General features: G+C 54.5%; 19 protein-coding genes and 3 pseudogenes. 15 read left to right on the top strand and 7 right to left on the bottom strand.

The annotated features are described in order from the left end of the window. Positions 1 to 15: 15 nt before the first annotated feature. From BCA33_RS03985 to BCA33_RS03975, 3 genes are all read right to left on the bottom strand, one after another. Entirely contained in the window at positions 16 to 441 is a 426-nt protein-coding gene (locus BCA33_RS03985; protein ID WP_071263589.1) for a biopolymer transporter ExbD, read from the bottom strand. A gap of 5 nt (positions 442 to 446) precedes the next feature. Next, positions 447 to 1,073 (bottom strand): MotA/TolQ/ExbB proton channel family protein, encoded by a 627-nt coding sequence (locus BCA33_RS03980; RefSeq protein ID WP_071263588.1) that lies wholly within the window; start codon positions 1,071 to 1,073, stop codon positions 447 to 449. Between the two features lie 72 nt (positions 1,074 to 1,145). Continuing rightward, positions 1,146 to 3,614, bottom strand: a complete 2,469-nt coding sequence (locus BCA33_RS03975) for a DNA internalization-related competence protein ComEC/Rec2 (RefSeq protein WP_071263586.1) — start codon at positions 3,612 to 3,614, stop codon at positions 1,146 to 1,148. Between the two features lie 81 nt (positions 3,615 to 3,695). Between BCA33_RS03975 and BCA33_RS03970 the strand changes: the two genes are divergently transcribed. Next, positions 3,696 to 4,241 carry a DUF2062 domain-containing protein gene (locus BCA33_RS03970; protein WP_071263585.1) on the top strand — a complete coding sequence of 182 codons (546 nt, stop codon included), beginning with the start codon at positions 3,696 to 3,698 and terminating at the stop codon, positions 4,239 to 4,241. On the opposite strand, the gene lolD is transcribed toward BCA33_RS03970, so the two are convergent. Both lolD and BCA33_RS03960 read right to left on the bottom strand, forming a co-directional pair. Beyond that, a complete protein-coding gene (gene lolD / locus BCA33_RS03965; RefSeq protein WP_175469694.1) occupies positions 4,229 to 4,939 on the bottom strand; it encodes a lipoprotein-releasing ABC transporter ATP-binding protein LolD in 711 nt (236 codons plus the stop codon). The genes BCA33_RS03970 and lolD overlap by 13 nt on opposite strands. After that, the gene (locus BCA33_RS03960) at positions 4,932 to 6,173 is read right to left on the bottom strand and encodes a lipoprotein-releasing ABC transporter permease subunit (RefSeq protein WP_071263582.1); all 1,242 of its coding nucleotides are present in this window, start codon (positions 6,171 to 6,173) and stop codon (positions 4,932 to 4,934) included. Before BCA33_RS03960 ends, lolD begins: the two co-directional genes overlap by 8 nt. Before the next feature lie 124 nt (positions 6,174 to 6,297). Between BCA33_RS03960 and BCA33_RS03955 the strand changes: the two genes are divergently transcribed. The 9 genes and pseudogenes from BCA33_RS03955 (at position 6,298) to infA (ending at position 13,183) form a co-directional block, all read left to right on the top strand. Beyond that, positions 6,298 to 6,885, top strand: a complete 588-nt coding sequence (locus tag BCA33_RS03955; RefSeq protein WP_071263580.1) for a PilZ domain-containing protein — start codon at positions 6,298 to 6,300, stop codon at positions 6,883 to 6,885. 102 nt (positions 6,886 to 6,987) lie between these two features. Then, complete coding sequence (locus tag BCA33_RS03950; RefSeq protein WP_139172890.1) at positions 6,988 to 7,290, top strand: hypothetical protein; 303 nt, start codon at positions 6,988 to 6,990, stop codon at positions 7,288 to 7,290. Between the two features lie 123 nt (positions 7,291 to 7,413). Beyond that, entirely contained in the window at positions 7,414 to 8,451 is a 1,038-nt protein-coding gene (locus tag BCA33_RS03945) for an agmatine/peptidylarginine deiminase (RefSeq protein WP_083394626.1), read from the top strand. Continuing rightward, positions 8,448 to 9,364, top strand: a pseudogene (locus tag BCA33_RS22660) (carbon-nitrogen hydrolase). Before BCA33_RS03945 ends, BCA33_RS22660 begins: the two are co-directional and overlap by 4 nt. Positions 9,365 to 9,371: 7 nt before the next feature. Continuing rightward, entirely contained in the window at positions 9,372 to 10,283 is a 912-nt protein-coding gene (locus BCA33_RS03935; RefSeq protein ID WP_071263578.1) for a MoxR family ATPase, read from the top strand. A gap of 140 nt (positions 10,284 to 10,423) precedes the next feature. Beyond that, positions 10,424 to 11,376, top strand: a pseudogene (gene trxB, locus BCA33_RS03930) (thioredoxin-disulfide reductase). Between the two features lie 21 nt (positions 11,377 to 11,397). Then, a pseudogene (gene aat, locus BCA33_RS03925) lies at positions 11,398 to 12,110 on the top strand (leucyl/phenylalanyl-tRNA--protein transferase). After that, the gene (locus tag BCA33_RS03920) at positions 12,111 to 12,824 is read left to right on the top strand and encodes an arginyltransferase (RefSeq protein WP_071263577.1); all 714 of its coding nucleotides are present in this window, start codon (positions 12,111 to 12,113) and stop codon (positions 12,822 to 12,824) included. A gap of 140 nt (positions 12,825 to 12,964) precedes the next feature. After that, positions 12,965 to 13,183 (top strand): translation initiation factor IF-1, encoded by a 219-nt coding sequence (gene infA, locus BCA33_RS03915; RefSeq protein ID WP_071263575.1) that lies wholly within the window; start codon positions 12,965 to 12,967, stop codon positions 13,181 to 13,183. A 90-nt stretch (positions 13,184 to 13,273) separates the two neighbouring features. On the opposite strand, the gene clpA is transcribed toward infA, so the two are convergent. Further along, positions 13,274 to 15,544 carry an ATP-dependent Clp protease ATP-binding subunit ClpA gene (clpA, locus tag BCA33_RS03910; protein WP_071263687.1) on the bottom strand — a complete coding sequence of 757 codons (2,271 nt, stop codon included), beginning with the start codon at positions 15,542 to 15,544 and terminating at the stop codon, positions 13,274 to 13,276. Positions 15,545 to 15,562: 18 nt separating this feature from the next. Beyond that, positions 15,563 to 15,922 (bottom strand): ATP-dependent Clp protease adapter ClpS, encoded by a 360-nt coding sequence (gene clpS, locus BCA33_RS03905; protein ID WP_071263685.1) that lies wholly within the window; start codon positions 15,920 to 15,922, stop codon positions 15,563 to 15,565. 312 nt (positions 15,923 to 16,234) lie between these two features. Between clpS and BCA33_RS22515 the strand changes: the two genes are divergently transcribed. The 5 genes from BCA33_RS22515 to hflD all read left to right on the top strand — a co-directional run bounded on the left by BCA33_RS22515 (position 16,235) and on the right by hflD (position 19,680). Beyond that, a complete protein-coding gene (locus tag BCA33_RS22515) occupies positions 16,235 to 16,552 on the top strand; it encodes a cold shock domain-containing protein (protein WP_071263573.1) in 318 nt (105 codons plus the stop codon). Between the two features lie 169 nt (positions 16,553 to 16,721). Beyond that, positions 16,722 to 17,360 carry a pseudouridine synthase gene (locus BCA33_RS03895; RefSeq protein ID WP_071263572.1) on the top strand — a complete coding sequence of 213 codons (639 nt, stop codon included), beginning with the start codon at positions 16,722 to 16,724 and terminating at the stop codon, positions 17,358 to 17,360. Beyond that, on the top strand, positions 17,357 to 17,806 hold the full coding sequence (locus tag BCA33_RS03890) for an NUDIX hydrolase (protein WP_071263571.1): 450 nt from the start codon (positions 17,357 to 17,359) through the stop codon (positions 17,804 to 17,806). The genes BCA33_RS03895 and BCA33_RS03890 overlap by 4 nt, the downstream gene beginning before the upstream one ends. Positions 17,807 to 17,857: 51 nt before the next feature. Continuing rightward, positions 17,858 to 19,039 (top strand): tRNA 2-thiouridine(34) synthase MnmA, encoded by a 1,182-nt coding sequence (mnmA, locus tag BCA33_RS03885; protein WP_071263570.1) that lies wholly within the window; start codon positions 17,858 to 17,860, stop codon positions 19,037 to 19,039. Beyond that, the gene (gene hflD, locus BCA33_RS03880; protein ID WP_071263569.1) at positions 19,036 to 19,680 is read left to right on the top strand and encodes a high frequency lysogenization protein HflD; all 645 of its coding nucleotides are present in this window, start codon (positions 19,036 to 19,038) and stop codon (positions 19,678 to 19,680) included. The genes mnmA and hflD overlap by 4 nt, the downstream gene beginning before the upstream one ends. Positions 19,681 to 19,738: the final 58 nt, after the last annotated feature.

Here is a 19,738-nt window from a genome sequence, read left to right as displayed (position 1 = left end):
TCGGCCCTGCTTGACTCACTGGCTTTCGCCCTCACGTTCTGTAGTAATGCTTAGCCCGGAAAAGCCCAGACGTCCTGCAACATCCATAGCCCGAACCACGTACTCATGGGGTGTGCGAGCGTCTGCAGTGATAACGAACGGTAGGGTCTTGTCACCCTCGGCAAGCTCGCCTACACCACGCTCAAGCGTCTCACGGCGATTATTCACGAGAGCTTTGCCGTTCAATATGTACTGACCCTCAGCGCTGATCACAACATCGACCTGCTTCACCTCAGAGGCAGACGCTGGCTCGCCACTGGCTTCTGGCAGCTCCACTTGCAAATGACTTTCTCGGGTAAACGTCGTTGAGACCATAAAGAAAATCAGCAACAGGAAAACCACATCGATCAGCGGCGTTAGGTCTACCCCAACTTCCTGACTTCTCTGGCGTGTGAACTTCACAGCGTTCAGGCCCCTTCCACGTCGATTTCGCGGTCACCGTGTACAACTTCAACCAGCTTGATGGCTTCCTGTTCCATGCCCACAACCAGCTCGTCGACCCGGCGAATAAAATACCGGTGACAAATCAGCGCCGGGATAGCAACACTCAGGCCTGAAGCGGTGGTAATCAATGCCTCGGAGATGCCCCCGGCAAGGTTGGCTGCATCGCCCACGCCTGCAAGCTGGATTTCGGCAAATACCTTGATCATGCCAATCACGGTACCCAAAAGTCCCAGCAACGGCGTTATGGTCGCGATGGTACCCAACGGATTCAAAAAGCGCTCGAGTTCGTGAATGGCCTGGCTAGCCTCGTGTTCAATGCTCTCCTTCATAATCTCACGGCCATGTTTGGCATTCATGAGACCGCCAGCAAGTACGCGGCCCAACGGCGATGAGCTCTGTAATGCCTTGAGCTTGCGGGCGTTAAGTTCTTTTTTCTTGATCCAACGCCAAAGCTCATTAATAGTCTGAGGTGGAGCAACACGTGACGCTCGAAGAGTCCAAAAACGTTCCAGAACAATTGCAAGCGCCAGAATGGAACATGCAACAATTGGCACCATCAGAATGCCACCAGCTTTCAACAGCTCAAACACGCTTGATCTCCCTGATTGTTAACAAGCCGCGCTACTTTAGCATAGCTGCAGGTCGAGGCCACACCCGCATTGTCACGGTATTTTACACTGATCTCTGGCCAGCCCCGGGCCGTTGATCCAGAAGGGCGCGCTATCACGTGCCTCTTGGATTTCCAGGGCGTCAGCCGTCAACGCCATAATCAAGGCGCCCGAACAGGCGGTATTGCGTGCTTCAGCACCAGCGCGCTGGTAGCGCCCGGTTACATCTTTGTGAGGATGGCCATACCTGTGCCGGTATCCCGCGGTGTAGATCACCAAATCCGGGCTAAGCCCGCTAACCCAGGCTTCAGAGGATGAGGTTTTACTGCCATGGTGCGGTGCCACAATAACGCGTTTACGAGGCTTGTTTTCCGGCAACCGGCTCCCGGCATGCTTTAAGTAACGGGCTTCAATGGGGGTACTGATGTCACCAGGTAATATCCACTCTACCCCGCTACCTTCCTGCCAGGCCGTAAGAACACAGGATGCATCATTGCCTTCAAAATCCCCTGCCGCCTTCCAGTAAGACAGCAACACCTCACCACCCAGCGTTTCGTCGCCTGCGCAGCCAAGAATATTCACCTGGCTACCCGGCGCCAGCCTGGCACGGATAACAGCCGGCTCGCCCGTAACAATTCGACCTACATCAAATTCAGCAAGAAGCAGATCAATCCCGCCGGAGTGGTCACTGTCGGCATGACTTATAACCAGTGTGTCGATACGTTTGACGCCTAATGCACGGAGATTAGGCAGCAGAACCGATTCGGCCGAGGAAAAAACACCTTTCACTTCTGGCCCGGAGTCGTAGAGCACTACCTCCTTGCCGGCCCGCAACAAGACCGAGAGCCCTTGGCCAACATCCCACACCCGGACTTCTGGTTGAACAGTTCTCGGATTTTCTGCCGCGCCCGGAAAGCTCGCGGCCGCGGCCCAAACCAGCACAAGTGCAACTCCGGCAATGCGAAACGTCCGGATGGGTACCGTCGCAATCAGCAGTGTCAACACGGCAAACCCCACAATCTCTGCTGCGTTTCCATCAAGGCCAGGCCAGCTTATCTCGGCTACCCACACAAGAAAGCTCCACAAACACCCAAGCACCGCATCAAGCAACGGGACAATCGCCACTGACAATACCGGAAACAAAGCAACCAGAAGCCCGCCGACAATAAGAGCCGGCATCACAACCAGCGAAACCCAAGGGATAGCAAAAAGATTGGCAAGCAGGCCCGCAACGGGCTGACCTTGCCCAGCTAACTCAAGAATCGGCCAAAGCCCCGCAAATACAGTTCCCTGGGCGAGAACCAGGCCGGCCAACCAGCCCGTGCCTCGCAAACGACCGGCAAACACAAAAATCAGCACGGAAACCGCACCAAACGACAGCCAGAAACCCTGATCCAGTGGCGCAAAGGGATCAAGCAAGAGAACCAGCCCAAGAGCAATCGCAAGAGAATGCCAAATAGGCATTTGCCAAGCTTTCAAGACAAACCAGCTGCCGACAGCAACCATAATCAGCGCTCTTCGGGTCGGCACCGTAAATCCCGCTGCGAGTGCGTAGAGCAGGCAACACAGCAGCACCACAAGAAAAACCGCCAAACGCACGGAGCGTTCACTCATACGATAGGAAGATACCGCCAGCAAAAGCCGACGCGCAATAACCCCCGCCCCCAGAGCGACCAAGCCCAAATGAAGACCCGAGATAGCCACCAGGTGAATGGTCCCTGTTGCTTTAAAAACATCCCAATGCTCCGCAGACAGGTGTCCGCGGTTGCCAATCAGCAAAGAAGCAATCAAGGGGTGATGGCGGGCACCGGCGAACTGCTTGTCAACCCACCTTGCAAGTCGGGCGTGCATACGGTGGTACTGGCACGCTAGAGCACAGAACACGGATGTATCCGCAATTGCACTGCGAACGCTACCTGTTGCGCGATAACCTTTGCGGAATAGCCAGTCCTCGTAGCGAAAGCCTTCAGGGTTCAGGGTGCCATGAGGCCTTTTTAGCACCACTTCGAGGCGCAACCGATGGCCCGGGAGGTCTCCCTCGGGCTGGCCATACCAAGCTAGTCGTAGTTTTTCTGGCAGAGTATTGTCAGCTTTAGATGTGAGGGAATTCCCGTACCAGCGGGTTACACAAAAGCTGAATCGGATACTGGCAAAACTACCAGCCACCGGAAGGTTACAGACGTACCCGGAAACCTGAACGTTTTGGCCCTCAAGGTCGGCGGGGAGCTTCTGATCAAGGCGTTCATGGGCCCAAAACCCCGCCCAAGCCATGCCCGATGCAAAACCGATTGTAATAAACCAAAAGGACTTGGGTAGCCTTTGGCGTATCGGAAAAAACCACAATAAAACAGGAAGTGTGGCGCCGAGCAGCCACACTGGAGGTGGCAACACCGCCAGCCTATAAAGTAAGATGACGCCGCAGGCAAAAGCAAAGATGCCAAGCACTGCGCGAAACACTGCAGAAAATCCTGCAGGGGCCCGCCAACTATGTCGGTCGGTGCCATTGAAAGAGTTTTCGGACAATCCTTGTCCTCCCGATGATTTCATCCCTCGGCGACTTCCTTTGCGCCGGAGTTTTAGTCTACTTGAAGGTAGAGCTTCCTAATGCCAAAGAAGTTCATAAAACGCTATCTGCCATCACCTGAGAAGGTGCAAGCGATGCAATCGCTTGGATTTCTTGGCGATATCTTGAATGAACCCAACCTATGGCACATCAATCGTCACAGTGTCGCTCGGGCATTTCTGATCGGTGTATTTTTTTGCTTCATACCCATGCCGTTCCAGATGCTGGCCGCAGGCTTTTTTGCCATCTGGTTTAACGCCAACCTGCCATTATCTGCAGTACTGGTCTGGATCAGCAACCCGATCACCATGCCTCCCATTTTTTATTTCAATTACAAGGTCGGCGCCTGGGCACTTAACCGACCGGTACTGAGCTTCGACCTGCAACTCTCGTGGTCGTGGCTCAGCGAGCGCTTGCTGGATATCGGCATTCCGTTGTATCTGGGCTCGCTAATTGTCGCCACAATTTCCGCGTGCATAGCCTACCTGGCAATACAATTCATCTGGCGTCGGAAAATCCGCACGGAATGGCAACTGCGCCGCAAGGCCCGCAAGGACCTGCGGCGCTCCCGCGATCAGGCTTCCTGAACCAGGCGGCCCTGCTCTAGCCTCAAAACCCGCCCCAAGCTTCGCGCCATCTTCATATCATGGGTAACCATAACAAACGCGATCCCTAACTGGTCCCGCAAAGACTCAATAAGTGCCCGAACGCCCTCCCCCGTATGTTCATCCAGGTTTCCCGTGGGCTCGTCCATCAACACGCAGTCCGGTTCGTTAACCAGTGCTCGGGCGATGGCAACACGCTGGCGCTCGCCACCGGACAACTCGCCGGGCTTGTGCTCCAGGCGCTCCGCAAGCCCCACCCGTTGCAATATTGATTGCGCTCGCGAGCGCGCATCTTTAACCGCCATACCACCGAGGGCACAAGGCATCATGACATTCTCAAGTGCGGTAAATTCTGGCAACAGGTGGTGAAACTGGTACACAAAGCCCAGATGACGATTGCGGAAGCGCGCACGCCCCGCCTCGGATAAACGATGTATGTCCTTTCCACATATTGAAATCTGCCCGGTTGACGGCTTGTCCAGCCCACCAAGAAGGTTCAGCAGTGTTGTTTTACCCGCGCCACTGCTCCCCACAATAGCTACCGTTTCACCCGCCGTAACCTCCAGCGAAATATCGGAGAAGATCGTCAGTGTTTCCGGTCCCTGGGTGTAGGTTCGGGTAACCTGTCGACAGTCGATTACCAGAGGAACATCCTTCATGACACCACTTTCCTTATTCATAACGAAGAGCCTCCGCGGGATCCACTCGCGACGCTCTCCACGCCGGGTAAATAGTCGCCAGCAAACTCATGGCAAGGCCTGCGCCGCTTATTATGGCTACATCTTGCCATTGCAGCTGGGAGGGTAAGTAGCTGATGAAATATACATCTGCACTCAAAAACTTTTGCCCAAGCGCGCCCTCTAGCCATGAAATAAATGCACTGATATTGAGCGCACCCAGAACACCAAGGGTGGTGCCAATAAGCGTTCCGAAAACGCCGATAACCGCACCCTGAACGATGAAAATTCTCATAATGCGTGCAGGCGTTGCGCCCATGGTACGCAGAATCGCGATATCCGCTGTTTTATCCGTCACTACCATTACCAACGTGGACACAATATTGAAGGCGGCGACCGCCACAATAAACATCAGAAGCAGGCCGATCATGGTTTTTTCCATTCGGATTGCCTGAAACAAATTACCGTGAGTACGGGTCCAGTCCGAAATATAGTAGCGACCTGGCAAGCCCTTGGCGGCCTCCTCTGCGACCTTGGGCGCCGCAAACAAGTCATCTACCAGCAGGCGCACGCCCTCGGCTTTCCCACCCGTGCGCATGAGCTTGGACGCATCATCCATGTGAATGAGGGTGTAATTACCATCCAGCTCCGCGCCTACACTGAAAATGCCTTTTACTGTAAAACGTTTCAGGCGAGGCAACACGCCGGCGGGCGTCACAGAAGCCTCCGGCAGCACCACGGTTACCTTATCGCCTAACTGTAAACGCAAGCTGGCGGCCATGGTACGGCCCACGATGATGCCAAACTCCCCCGAGACCAAGTCGTCCAGCTTGCCTTCAATCATGTGATTTTCGATGATTGAAACCGAACGCTCTTCCTCAGGCAGTATTCCATTGAGCATAACGCCGCGCACCTCACCGCCACCGGTGACCATGCCTTGCCCCTGAATAAACGGAGCGGCGGCCAACACCCTGGGGTGTTTCTGCACTTGAGCATCAACGGACTCCCAGTCATCCAGCGGTCCGCTGCCCTGGATAATGGCGTGGGGTACCATGCCCAGGATTCTCTGTTTGAGCTCACGGTCAAAGCCGTTCATTACGGACAACACGATAATCAGCACGGCAACGCCAAGCATTAACCCGATCATGGACGTGAGAGAAATAAACGAAATAAAATGGTTACGCCTTTTGGCTGCGGTATAACGCAAGCCGATATAAAACGATAAGGGTCTGAACATGGAGGGGTGCCTGTCGCTACCTTCAGGTCGGTCGTGGTCTGGAATTCCCGCCAGCGCTTTCAGCGCAACGGGAAACTGCTAAACTTTAACTACTGGCTAACATCTTTAATTAGCGGAGCCCTGAATGCACACCCAAGACACACCGCCCGAAGCTGCAGACTATCTGTCTGAACGTCGGGAGTTTTTCCGCATCGAAGACCGGATTGGCCTGGATATCCGTAAGCTTCCGCCGTTTGGCGAGCTCGACGACAATCCCTTTAAAGACGATCACCTGGAGACCCTGAAAGCTGAATTCAGGCGACTCGATCAAGACATCAAATCTCAGCTCGCCAGCCTTGCGGATCAGGACCGCCTACTTACAGGCGTGGTAAAGTCCTTAAACGGCAAGCTGGACTCGCTTGCGCGCATTATGGCCTTTCAGCAAAATCCCTTGCAACCGGGCGACTGGCAAGACGTTACCCTTAGTGAAGGCGGCTTGGCCTTTTCCACAAGCCTGCAAGCATGGCAGACTGGCGACCGGCTTGCTATTCGTATGACCCTGCCACCAGAACTTTTCCAACCCCGGGCCGTTGCACAGGTGCTAGACGTGCAGGCTGACGCAACAGGCGGTGCAAGGGTTCATACCGGTTTTATTCGGATACATGATGGCGACCGCCAGCAAATCGCCCGACATGTGATGCGGTGGCAGATTCGCCAACGGCAAAACGAGTAGACTGGCGAAAACATGTGACTTTTGCCTGTAATTCTCGGATATTACGTTTTATCCATGTCTTCGGAGTAGATACCGAAGCCCCGCATTAATGGAGATCCATCAATGACAATGAAGCGAGCCCTGACTGGCACACTGGCAGCGGCAGTATTTTTCACCCTGGCTCCCGCTTCGGGTGTGTTTGCCGAGGATCTTCGTGTACCGGTAGGGAGCCAGGCAGACAGAAGCCAACAAAACATGCCCCGGACGGGAATGACACAAGCGTCCGTACGGGCCGCATGGGGTCAGCCGAATTCAATCGATTCTGCGGTTGGGCAGCCTCCCATCAGCCAATGGCACTATGGCAAGTTTGTGGTCTATTTCGAACAAGATCGGGTTATCCACTCGGTACTGACACACCAGCGCTGAGACCATCAAATCAGACATTCTCTGCCCGGCCGTTCCGGGTACACAACCTGACGACACGCCGCCCTTTGGTTAGAATGGCGGCTTTTGCACTTTTAAGGTGATTGTAAAGTGACATTCCGACGCATGTTGCCAGCTGAGTGGGCACCCCAAAGCGCCGTTGTGCTTACCTGGCCACACCCAGGTACCGACTGGGCAGGGATAATTGACGAGGTAGAGCCGGTATTTCTTGAAATTGCCCGCTCGGTTCTCCGTTTTGAACATCTGGTTGTAAGCTGTGAACACGTGATTCGCTTGCAGGATCTTGAGCGCGAGCTTAATGCCTGGGCCGACCAGAAGGGCCTGCCAGGGCGCGTGCACGCGGTACCCGCACCGGCAAACGATACCTGGGCCCGCGACCACGGCCCGATTACCGTATTTACCGATGAAGAGCCCACGCTACTGGATTTTCGTTTTAACGCCTGGGGCGGCAAATTCCCCTGGGAAAAAGACGATGCCCTCAACCGTCATCTTGCCAATTTCGGAGTATTTGGAACCACGCCCATGCAGGCAGTGGACTTTGTACTGGAAGGCGGCTCCATTGAATCCGACGGCGAAGGTACGTTGCTTGCGACCAGCGAGTGTCTGCTAACCCCCACACGCAATGCGTCTATGGATCGCGGTGCCATCGAGCAGTTGCTGTCTGAAATGCTCGGCACAGACCGCATCCTCTGGCTTAACCACGGATATTTAGCAGGTGATGACACCGACAGCCACATTGACACGCTGGCTCGGTTTTGTGCCCCGGATCATATTTGCTACGTATCCTGCCCAGATGTGGCAGATGAGCACTACAGTGCCCTGGCCGCCATGGAAGAAGACCTTAAGGAGTTCCGTCAGCGTGATGGCTCACCCTACAAGCTGACCCCACTGCCCTGGCCAGACTCAATATTTGGCGATGACGGCGAACGACTCCCCGCCACCTACGCCAACTTTTTGATCATCAATAGTGCTGTACTGATGCCCGTTTATGGTGTGCGTCAGGATGAACAGGCCATTGGTGTGATCAGTGAGATTTTCCCCGATCGGGAAATTATCCCTATCAACTGCCGGTCGCTGGTGACGCAACATGGCAGCCTGCACTGCGTTACCATGCAGATTCCGGAGGGAGTCGTTTCCATATGAGCCAAAACTCAGACCAGCTTACAGTCGCAGCCATCCAACAAGCCTGCAGTCAAGATAAGGCTGCCAGCCTGGCAACCACTGAAATGCTGGTTCGTGAAGCCAACGCGGGCGGGGCGCAGCTGATTATCCTTCAGGAGCTCCACGCTACCCAATACTTCTGCCAGACCGAGGACACCAGCGTCTTCGATTTGGCCGAGCCCATCCCCGGCCCTACCAGCGAACGGCTTTCTGATTTGGCCCGGGAGCTGGGCGTGGTTATTGTTGGCTCCATTTTTGAGCGACGTATGAACGGTGTTTATCACAATACCGCCGTGGTCTTCGAAAGCGACGGCTCCATTGCGGGCCTGTACCGAAAAATGCACATTCCGGACGACCCAGGCTTTTATGAAAAGTTCTATTTCACGCCCGGTGATGCGCAGTTCAACGATGGCCGAAATGGGTTCTCACCCATCGAACCTCGGTTGGTAAGCTGGGAGTCCTCGTATGCTGGGATCAATGGTACCCGGAAGCCGCGCGTCTGATGGCACTGGCCGGCGCTGAAATACTGATATACCCCACCGCCATCGGCTGGGACACTACCGATGACCCGGCCGAACAAGCTCGCCAACTGGAAGCCTGGGTAACGGTTCAGCGTGGCCACGCCGTGGCCAACAACCTACCAGTAGTGGCGCCCAACCGGGTGGGCACTGAGCCAGACCCCTCTGGGCAATCAAGCGGCATTCATTTCTGGGGCAATAGTTTTATCTGCGGCCCCCAAGGTGAATTTCTGGCTCGGGCAGACGACACCACCGAGTGCATCCTGAGCGTGACCATTGATCGCCGTCGCAGTGAATCGATTCGTCGCATCTGGCCATATTTCAGAGACCGACGCATCGACGCCTATGGCGATATTCTAAAAAGAGTGAGGGACTAATCCCAGCATGAAAAAACTGGTGGATACCGTTGTTACCGAGCTCAACCAAATCCTCCTTGGCAAGGAGCATCAGGTTCGTCTGGCCCTTTGCGGCCTGCTCGCCAAAGGCCACCTGCTGATCGAAGACATCCCCGGCATGGGCAAAACCACCTTATCTCACGCCTTAGCCAAATCCATGGGTCTTAGTTACCAGCGCATTCAGTTCACCAACGATCTGTTGCCCGCCGACGTATTGGGTTATTCCATGTACGACAAACAGGCAGGTAGCCTGGTGTTCCACCCGGGGCCAATATTTGCTCAGGTTGTGCTGGCAGATGAGATAAACCGAGCGTCACCAAGAACCCAAAGCGCCTTGCTTGAAGCTATGGAAGAGCGCCAAGTGTCTATTGAAGGCGAGACACGCCCGTTACCGCATCCCTTCTTCGTGATCGCCACACAGAACCCAACCGAACAGGGTGGCACCTACCCGCTACCAGAATCCCAGCTCGATCGGTTTCTAATGCGTATACGGCTTGGCTACCCAGACCCCAGAGCGGAGCGTGAACTGCTGGAAGGCGAAGACCGCCGTGCAATGACAGATCGGCTAGGCACACTGCTTTCCGAGGCTGATCTGGAAACACTGCAAGATGAAGTCGCTCGTGTAAGCGCCAGCTCTGCACTGCTGGATTACATTCAACGCTTGCTGGAACAAAGCCGCCGCATGCCCGGACTGCTTTACGGATTATCCCCCAGGGCCGGCATTGGCTTGCTCAGAGCCACAAAAGCCTGGGCTCTGATGCAAGGTCGCCGACACGCTCTACCCGACGATGTCCAGGCAGTCTTTCCAGCCATTGCTGAACACCGACTTGAGCAGGGCGAATCCGGGAAAAGTACAGAGCGCGTGCGGCAGCTGCTAACCACCGTTTCAGTGTTGGAATAGACGAACCAGATAGAAAAGCTTAATCAGTGGAATTGGGCAAAACAACTGGCAGCCCGCTGCATTCGTGGTAGCCTTTCCACCTTCCTCGCATTGCTGGCTCTGAAAGAGCCTGACACGTACCGTTTTAGTGAGAGACACTCATGAGCGAAAGCAAACATTCCCGGTTGATCATCCTTGGCTCTGGCCCCGCGGGGTACACGGCGGCTGTCTACGCAGCCAGGGCAAACCTGAACCCAACACTGATCACCGGCATTGAGGTCGGTGGACAGCTCACCACTACCACCGACGTGGACAACTGGCCCGGCGACAACGACGGCGTTCAGGGCCCGGAGCTCATGCAACGCATGCTCAAGCACGCCGAGCGGTTTGAGACCAGCATCGTGTACGACACGATCAACGAAGCCGACCTGCAGAGCCGCCCTTTTCGCCTCAAAGGCGACGGTGGTGAATACACTTGCGACGCCTGATCATCGCTACTGGCGCATCTGCCATGTATCTGGGCCTGGAATCCGAAGAGCGCTTTAAAGGCCAGGGCGTATCGGCCTGCGCAACCTGCGACGGCTTCTTCTACAAAAAACAGAAAGTTGCCGTGATCGGTGGCGGAAACACCGCCGTTGAAGAAGCCCTGTACCTCTCCAACATAGCCGCAGAAGTCACCCTGGTTCACCGTCGTGACAGCTTGCGTGCAGAGAAGATCCTGCAGGATAAGCTCTTCGAAAAAGCCAAAAACGGCAACGTTAAAATCGTCTGGGATCACACCCTCGACGAAGTATTGGGCGATGGCACCGGCGTAACCGGCATGCGCATCAAAAGCATGAAAGACGAATCCACACAGGATTTTGACCTGGCAGGCGTCTTCATCGCTATCGGTCACAAGCCCAATACCGACCTCTTCGACGGCCAGCTGAACATGGAAAACGGCTACATCAAGATTCAGTCTGGCTTGGAAGGCATGGCAACCCAAGCCAGTATTCCAGGCGTATTCGCCGCCGGCGACGTAGCCGACCACGTTTACCGCCAAGCCGTGACATCAGCGGGCTTTGGTTGCATGGCTGCATTGGATGCTGAGAAGTTTCTGGATCAACAGGATTAATACAGACACAAAGCAGGCAGGATGACCTCACTACCCTGGCTAGACCCTGACGAACTCTGGTTCCCCCCAGCCGAAGAAGCCCTCGACGACCCCGATGGCCTTCTCGCGCTGGGCGGCGACCTCTCCACCGAACGCCTGATCCTCGCGTATCGCAGCGGAATATTCCCCTGGTACAGCGACGACCAACCCATACTCTGGTGGTCGCCAGACCCTAGATGCGTGCTCTTTCCCGAAGACATCCACATATCCCGAAGCCTGCGCAAAACACTCAACCAGCGCCGCTTCAACGTAACCACCGACCAACCTTCGGCCGAATCATTCGCCTGTGCGCCTCCACCCGCAGTGAAGGCACCTGGATAACCGACGACATGATCGCCAGTTACTCCGCATTGCACCGCCAGGGCGTTGCTCATTCCATCGAAGTGTGGAACCAAAACGGCGAACTGGCAGGCGGCATGTATGGGCTCGCCATAGGGCAGTGTTTTTTCGGCGAATCCATGTTTTCCCTGGAAACCAACGCATCCAAAGTGCTGATGGTTCATCTGGCCCGTCAATTACAAGACTGGGGCTACCAAATAATGGACTGCCAGGTAGAGAGCGACCATCTTTTAAGCATGGGCGCACACACCCTGGCCAGACGCGAATTTTTATCTATAATCGATACATACGCAGACCGAAAACCGAATCAGCCAGACTGGACACTCCACTGGCAATGGCACGGGCCGGAGGCATGAATGAGTAGTCTCAGAACCCTGGTGTTTTTCGCAACACCTGCCCACGACTGCAGCTACCTCCCTGATCGCGAAGCGACAACCATGTTTGTCGACCCGCGAGCCAACATCGACAAAAAGCTGTACAGCCAACTCACATCACTAGGCTTTCGCCGCAGTGGGTCGCATTATTATCGACCCCATTGCGAAGCCTGTAACGCCTGCATTCCCGTACGGCTAAACGTAAATAGCTTTCGCCCGGATCGCAGTCAGCGCCGGGTCATGAAGAAGAACAGCGACCTTGAATGTGTGCTGGTTCCCGCAGCCTTCAGTGAACGCTATTACCAGCTTTACGCCAACTACGTAGAGCTAAGACACAAAGATGGCGACATGTACCCGCCCTCACGGGAACAGTTCACGTCGTTTCTCGTAGAGGGCGCGACAGACTCGTTGTTTCTGGAAATTCATGAACATGGAGAATTGGTGGCACTGGCCGCTGTAGATGCTTTGGAGGATGGGCTGTCAGCCATATACACAGTGTTTGACCCTGCCCTGGAACACAGAAGCCTGGGCACCTTCGCTGTTCTTTGGCAAATCCAGGAAGCCCGCCGACGCAAACTTCCATACCTCTATCTAGGCTACTGGATAAAGCAGTGCCAAAAAATGAATTACAAAACCCGCTTCAAGCCCATAGAAGCATTGCAGGACGGCCAGTGGCGAGTACTGGAAGCTCCCTAGTGCCTTTTTCAGCCCAATACACAGCAACCAGGCGCTTTTTAATGAGTGTTTGCATACACACTTTGCCAAACGCCGAAAAATCAGGCAGAATTGCGCAATTTAAAATTACGGAAAGCATTCCCAATAGAGGTTTTTACTGAATGGCGAAGACAGATGCTATTGAAATGGAAGGCGTTATTCTTGATACCCTTCCAAACACCATGTTCCGGGTTGAGCTGAGCAACGGCCACGTTGTTACTGCTCACATCTCCGGCAAGATGCGTAAAAACTATATCCGCATCCTGACAGGTGACAAGGTCAAGGTTGAGTTAACGCCTTACGATCTGAGCAAAGGCCGGATTGTGTACCGCGCCCGCTAAAGCAACGGCGACATCGAAGAAGCATAAAAAAACCGCTGCATCACTGCAGCGGTTTTTTTGTTGGTGACTACTTCCAGCCTGCCAGCCGCTTTAAACGGCTTCTGCAGGCTCATCTTCATAGTCGAACACCAACTCATCATCCTTGAGATGGATGAACACATCGCCGCCTTTCTCAGACAAGCTGCCGAACAGGATCTGCTCAGCGAGAGGACGCTTGATTTTATCCTGAATCAGGCGTGACATTGGGCGTGCACCCATGGTCACATCATAGCCCTTGTCCGCGAGCCAGGATTTAACCTCGTCGTCCACATGCAACACCACATGCTTCTCATCCAGTTGCGCCTGCAACTCGGTCAGGAACTTGTCCACCACAAAGGTGATGGTTTCCTTCTTCAGATCACCGAACTGGATAATGCTGTCCAGACGGTTCCGGAACTCAGGCGTAAACGTTTTACTGATGATTTCCATACCATCACTGCTGTGATCCTGCTCACTGAAGCCAATCGAGCGACGGGCCATGCTTTCAGCGCCCGCGTTCGTGGTCATGACCAGGATCACATGGCGGAAGTCAGCCTTGCGCCCGTTGTTATCAGTCAAGGTGCCGTGGTCCATCACCTGCAGAAGCAAGTTGAAGACTTCCGGATGCGCCTTTTCGATCTCATCGAGCAACAGCACGCAATGTGGGTGCTTGTTAACAGATTCTGTTAACAGACCACCCTGGTCGTAACCCACATAACCCGGGGGCGCGCCAATGAGGCGGGAGACCGTATGGCGCTCCATGTACTCCGACATATCGAACCGAACCAGCTCAACACCGAGCGCCTTAGCCAACTGCTTGGTTACCTCTGTTTTACCAACACCCGTAGGCCCAGCAAACAAGAAGGAACCTTCTGGCTTTTCTGGCGCTTTCAGGCCAGCACGAGCCAGCTTGATTGCCGTAGATAAAGACTCAATTGCGGGATCCTGCCCAAACACCACCATCTTGAGATCACGCTCCAGATTACGCAGCAGATCTTTGTCGCTGGTGGACACGTTCTTGGGTGGAATGCGGGCAATTTTGGCAACCACATCTTCGATTTCTGGCACACCAACCGTGTCCAGGCGCTTGCCCTCCGGCATCAAGCGCTGCCGCGCACCAGCTTCATCGATCACGTCGATGGCCTTGTCCGGAAGATGGCGATCGGTAATGTATCGATCTGCCAACTCCGCAGCAACACGCAGCGCCTGATCGGTATATTTCAGATCGTGGTGCTTTTCAAAGTTCGGCTTCAGGCCTTTGAGTATCTGATAGGTGTCCTCGACACTCGGCTCATTCACGTCAATCTTCTGGAAGCGTCGGGCCAACGCACTGTCCTTCTCAAAGATACCCCGGAACTCCTGATACGTGGTTGAGCCAATGCAACGGATCTCACCAGAGCCCAGCATGGGCTTTAGCAGATTCGAGGCATCCATCACGCCACCAGAGGCAGACCCTGCACCAATGATGGTGTGAATCTCATCAATGAACAGAATCGCGTGCTTTTCTTTTTTCAGGTCTGAAAGCAGCCCCTTAAGACGCTTTTCGAAATCACCACGGTACTTGGTTCCGGCGAGCAGCGCGCCAAGATCCAGTGAATACACCACGCCGTCGGAAATGATATCTGGCACCTGGCCATCAACAATGCGTTTGGCCAGCCCCTCTGCAATGGCGGTCTTGCCGACACCAGCCTCGCCCACCAACAACGGGTTATTCTTGCGCCGGCGCACCAGGATCTGTACCACCCGCTCAACCTCATGTTCGCGGCCGATTAGCGGGTCAATGCGTCCTTGGCGAGCCTGCTCATTCAAATTGGTTGCGTAAGTTTCCAGCGGCTTGGACTGCCCGCCCTCTTCGCCAGCCTCCTCGTGCGAGGTCTGATCGCTGCCGTCCTGATCTTCTGCGCCTTGAACACGGGAAATCCCATGAGACACAAAGTTGACGACATCAATGCGTGCAACGCTCTGTTTCTTGAGCACATACACAGCCTGGCTTTCCTGCTCACTGAAAATAGCAACCAGCACATTGGCTCCGGTTACTTCTTTCTTTCCAGAGGATTGCACATGAAACACAGCGCGCTGCAACACTCTCTGAAATCCAAGTGTTGGTTGGGTTTCGCGCTCATCATCGCTACCAGGAATCAATGGAGTTGTAGAGTCCACAAATTCAACCAGCTCATCATGAAGCTGCTTGAGATCTGCACCACAGGCCTTGAGAACCCCCACTGCAGACTCATTTTCCAGCAGAGCCAGCAATAAATGCTCTACGGTCATGAATTCATGGCGCTTGTCGCGGGCACTTTTGAAGGCCGTATTCAGCGTAATTTCAAGATCTTTGCTCAGCATGGGCCACCCCAACATGTATCAGTCCGCACATTCAATCTCGCAAAGGAGCGGATGGTCGCATTCCGAGGAATACTGGTTCACCTGTGCCGCCTTTGTTTCCGCGATGTCCCGGGTATAAACCCCGCATACCGCCTTACCTTGGGTATGGACGAGCAGCATCACCTGTGTCGCCTTTTCTTCATTCATTCCGAAAAATGTCATTAACACTTCCACAACAAAATCCATGGGCGTGTAATCATCATTCAACAACATAACCCGAAATTGCGACGGGCGTTTCAGGGCAGGTTTTTCGGGAGCAACGCTGAGGTCGTCGTGACGCCCCGGTTGTTCATCCTCCCCCTGATTTAATACTAGTAGAGAATTTTCGATAGTCCGCATCATTCTTTACCGCTTATCGGCGCCTTTCATTAATGTGGTTGTCTGGCCCCGGGTTTTCAAGTCCGACTACGTCCCGGGGATGAGATAATTACTAATACGATCATGATACCGCTTCCAGACTGCGTTCAACCACACATTACCGTAATAGAAGCTATTGACTCGACTCCGGGTTTCGCCGAAAGTTAACCTGCCATGTTAAATAATGTAAATACATGAGCAATCTTTGTAACCGAGACCGGCAAAATGCAGCTTCAAAGCCGATCAGTGAAGTAAACAATAACAAGTGACAGCAAAAGAACAGGGGAGTTCATCATGCCAAGGGGTAAGGTAAAGTGGTTCAACAATGCCAAGGGGTACGGCTTCATCATAGAAGATGGCTGTAGTGACGATCTGTTTGCCCACTTTTCGTCAATTCATATGGACGGCTACAAAACGTTGAAAGCGGGCCAGGCAGTTAATTTTGATAAAAAACCCAGCGATAAAGGCGTGCATGCCGTCAATATCGTGCCCGAGGAGCAGGCTGGCGGGCAGGCCGAAACTCAAACGGGTGCGTCAGAAACCTCGGAAGACACGACCGAAAACGCAGAAGAGGATCGCGGAGGCTATCCTCCCCGCGCTGCGAACGCCTGAGACACCGCCCAGGCAGGCCGTCCACAAGCTAAGCCCTCCTGCCGGATTCATCCGGCAGGCTTCAGCCTGTGCATCCTTGCACGGGAGCGGGGCTATTTTTTGCTTTCAAACGCTATTTTTTCTACGTACCCTTCGCTGACCTTACTTCTCCTACTCTGGAGCCGCCTCCATGGCTGAACTCATCCTGTTTAATAAGCCTTTTCAAGTCCTCAGCCAGTTTACGGATGAATCCACAACCGCCGGACAGGCACCCCGTTCAACATTGGCTGAGTGGATTCCTATTCCTGATGCCTACCCTGCCGGGCGACTGGATTACGATTCCGAAGGCCTTCTTTTGCTCACCAGCGACGGCCCTTTGCAGCATCGCATTGCATCGCCTGCCCTGAAAATGGCCAAAACCTATTGGGTTCAAGTTGAAGGCGACGTGTCTGCGGGCGCCATAGAGGCGCTTGGTGCCGGCGTAACCCTCAAGGATGGCCGCACCCGCCCAGCAAAAGTCCGCCGGATGAAAGAGCCTAAACTGTGGCCCAGAGTTCCAGCGGTGCGCCGGCGCGATACAGTGCCCACTAGCTGGATTGAACTGACTATCACTGAAGGTCGAAACAGACAAGTGCGGCGGATGACGGCTGCCGTTGGGTTTCCAACACTGCGATTGATCCGCTATCGTATTGGTGACTGGACGCTAGACGGCCTTGAGCCGGGCAAATACCGGAAATTCGTCATCAATTTACCTAAAACCACCCAACCCGGTAAGCGACCGACGCGAGCCCAGCCCGCCAAGGCGCCACGGAGAACCCAAGGATCATGACCTGGACACCCCATGCCACGGTAGCTGTGGTGGTTGAAGATGCACACGGCCGATTCCTGATGGTTGAGGAGCGCAGCAGCGGAAGAATTGTGTTCAACCAACCTGCAGGACACGTTGAAGAAGACGAGGCCATTCTAGACGCCGTAAGGCGCGAGGCACTGGAAGAAACCGGATGGGATGTCGAGCCGGAGCACTTTTTGGGGCTGTACACCTATAAGGCACCCGCGAACGGCGTAACCTATTATCGTTTTTGCTTCATAGGAAAGGCCCGCCATCGCATAACCGACAAGCTAGATACCGGCATTATTGCAGCACACTGGTTATCGCTGGAAGATATCCGTCAGCTGGGCGACAAACTCCGCAGCCCGCTGGTTGTAAAAAGCATAGAGGATTACCGAAGTGGCCGCTGTTATCCACTGGATGTAATTGCAGACTCGCAGACGTAACCGGCACAAAATGGTAGACTCCCGCGTTTTGCACCGGTGCTCAGAGCTGTCATGACAAATCCATCGCCTACTGCCCCCACTTTAGAAAACACACGCGTGATCGTTGGCATGTCCGGCGGTGTCGACTCTTCAGTTGCTGCCTGGCTACTCAAGGATCAGGGATATCAGGTCGAAGGCCTGTTCATGAAGAACTGGGATGAAGATGACGGCACCGAATACTGCACCGCCATGACCGATCTGGCTGATGCTCAGGATGTTGCGGATGCCATCGGCATCAAGCTCCATACCGCCAGCTTCGCCGCTGAGTATTGGGATCGCGTCTTTGAGCATTTCCTTTCTGAATACCAGGCTGGGCGTACTCCCAACCCGGACATTCTGTGCAACAAAGAGGTCAAATTCCGCGCCTTTCTCGACTATGCCATTACATTGGGCGCTGATTACATCGCCACCGGGCATTACACCCGCCAACGCCCGCTTGCGGATGGTTCGGGCAAAGCCCTTTTATTGAAAGGCCTGGATGGGAATAAAGACCAGAGCTACTTTTTGCACGCCGTGTCAGGTGATCGCATAGCCCGCACTTTGTTCCCCGTAGGTGAACTGGAAAAGCCAGAAGTACGCCGGATTGCCGAGGAACAGGGGTTTGTTACCCACGACAAAAAAGACTCCACCGGCATCTGCTTTATTGGTGAACGCAAATTCAGCGACTTCCTGAAACAGTATCTACCGGCCCAGCCGGGCGATATACAAACCCCGGAAGGCCAAACAATCGGCCGGCACCAGGGATTGATGTATCACACCATCGGCCAACGCCAAGGCTTGGGGATTGGCGGGCTCACCAACTTTGGGGACGACCCCTGGTACGTGGCCGAAAAAGATTTGACGCGTAACGTGCTGACAGCCGTTCAGGGCAAGCATCACCCACTGCTTTTCTCTCGCGGCCTGTTGTCCGACCCGGTGGACTGGGTGGCGGGCGAACCGCCGGCACAATCTTTTCGCTGTAAAGCTAAAACCCGCTACCGCCAGCCGGATCAGGATTGCGAAGTGTCTGTTATCGAGGGCGGCGTGAAAGTGGTTTTTGATGACGCCCAAAGGGCCGTGACACCTGGGCAATCTGTGGTTTTTTATGACAAGGACATTTGCCTGGGAGGCGGCGTGATCACTGAAACCTGGCGTGACAACGAAGCACTTCCCGATCGCCTTGCCAGAGCTGGCGCACCGGAGGCACCCCTGTGAGTAAATCACTCCACGACCAGACACTGGCGCTGGCGGGCGTCTTCCAGGCAGCCAATCTTGTGCAACAAATCGCCAACAATGGCAGCTGCAACGAATCCAGCCTGGAAACCTGCTTGCGCTCATTGTTCGCCAGCGACCCTGCCAGCACGCTGGACGTTTATGGCGGCGAACTTGCCGACATTCGTGAGGGCCTGATAACACTCTCTACGGTTATGAGCGAACAAAAAAAACAGCAGGATATCGAGGTGCTGCGCTACGTTCTAAACCTGATTCAGCTGGAATCCAAGCTTAACCAGAACAAGGACATGCTAGAGGTGATTGGCAGCCGTATCGATCAGGCAAGGCATACCGCCAGCCACTTTGGTTATGTCCACTCAAACCTCGTCAGTAACCTGGCCTCGGTCTATGCGGACACCATTAGCACGTTCCGGCTACGCATTCAGGTAAGTGGCAACCCCTCACTGTTGCAGCGCGATGAGAATGCCGCCAAAGTGCGCGCCCTTCTACTCGCAGGCATACGTTCGGCGGTGCTCTGGAGACAAACGGGCGGGCGCCGCTGGCAACTGGTGTTGTCGCGCCGCAAGGTGGTTCAGCATGCCAGGGAGCTCGCGGAACAGGCGAACCGCCCATTCGATAACTGACCTAACACCACTGATTCACCGGTTACGCTGGTGTATTATGGAACATCCCTTTTTCTGA

This window comes from Marinobacter sp. AC-23 (genome assembly GCF_001858325.1).
Lineage (GTDB): Bacteria > Pseudomonadota > Gammaproteobacteria > Pseudomonadales > Oleiphilaceae > Marinobacter.
This window is presented reverse-complemented; position numbering and strand designations above follow the sequence as displayed.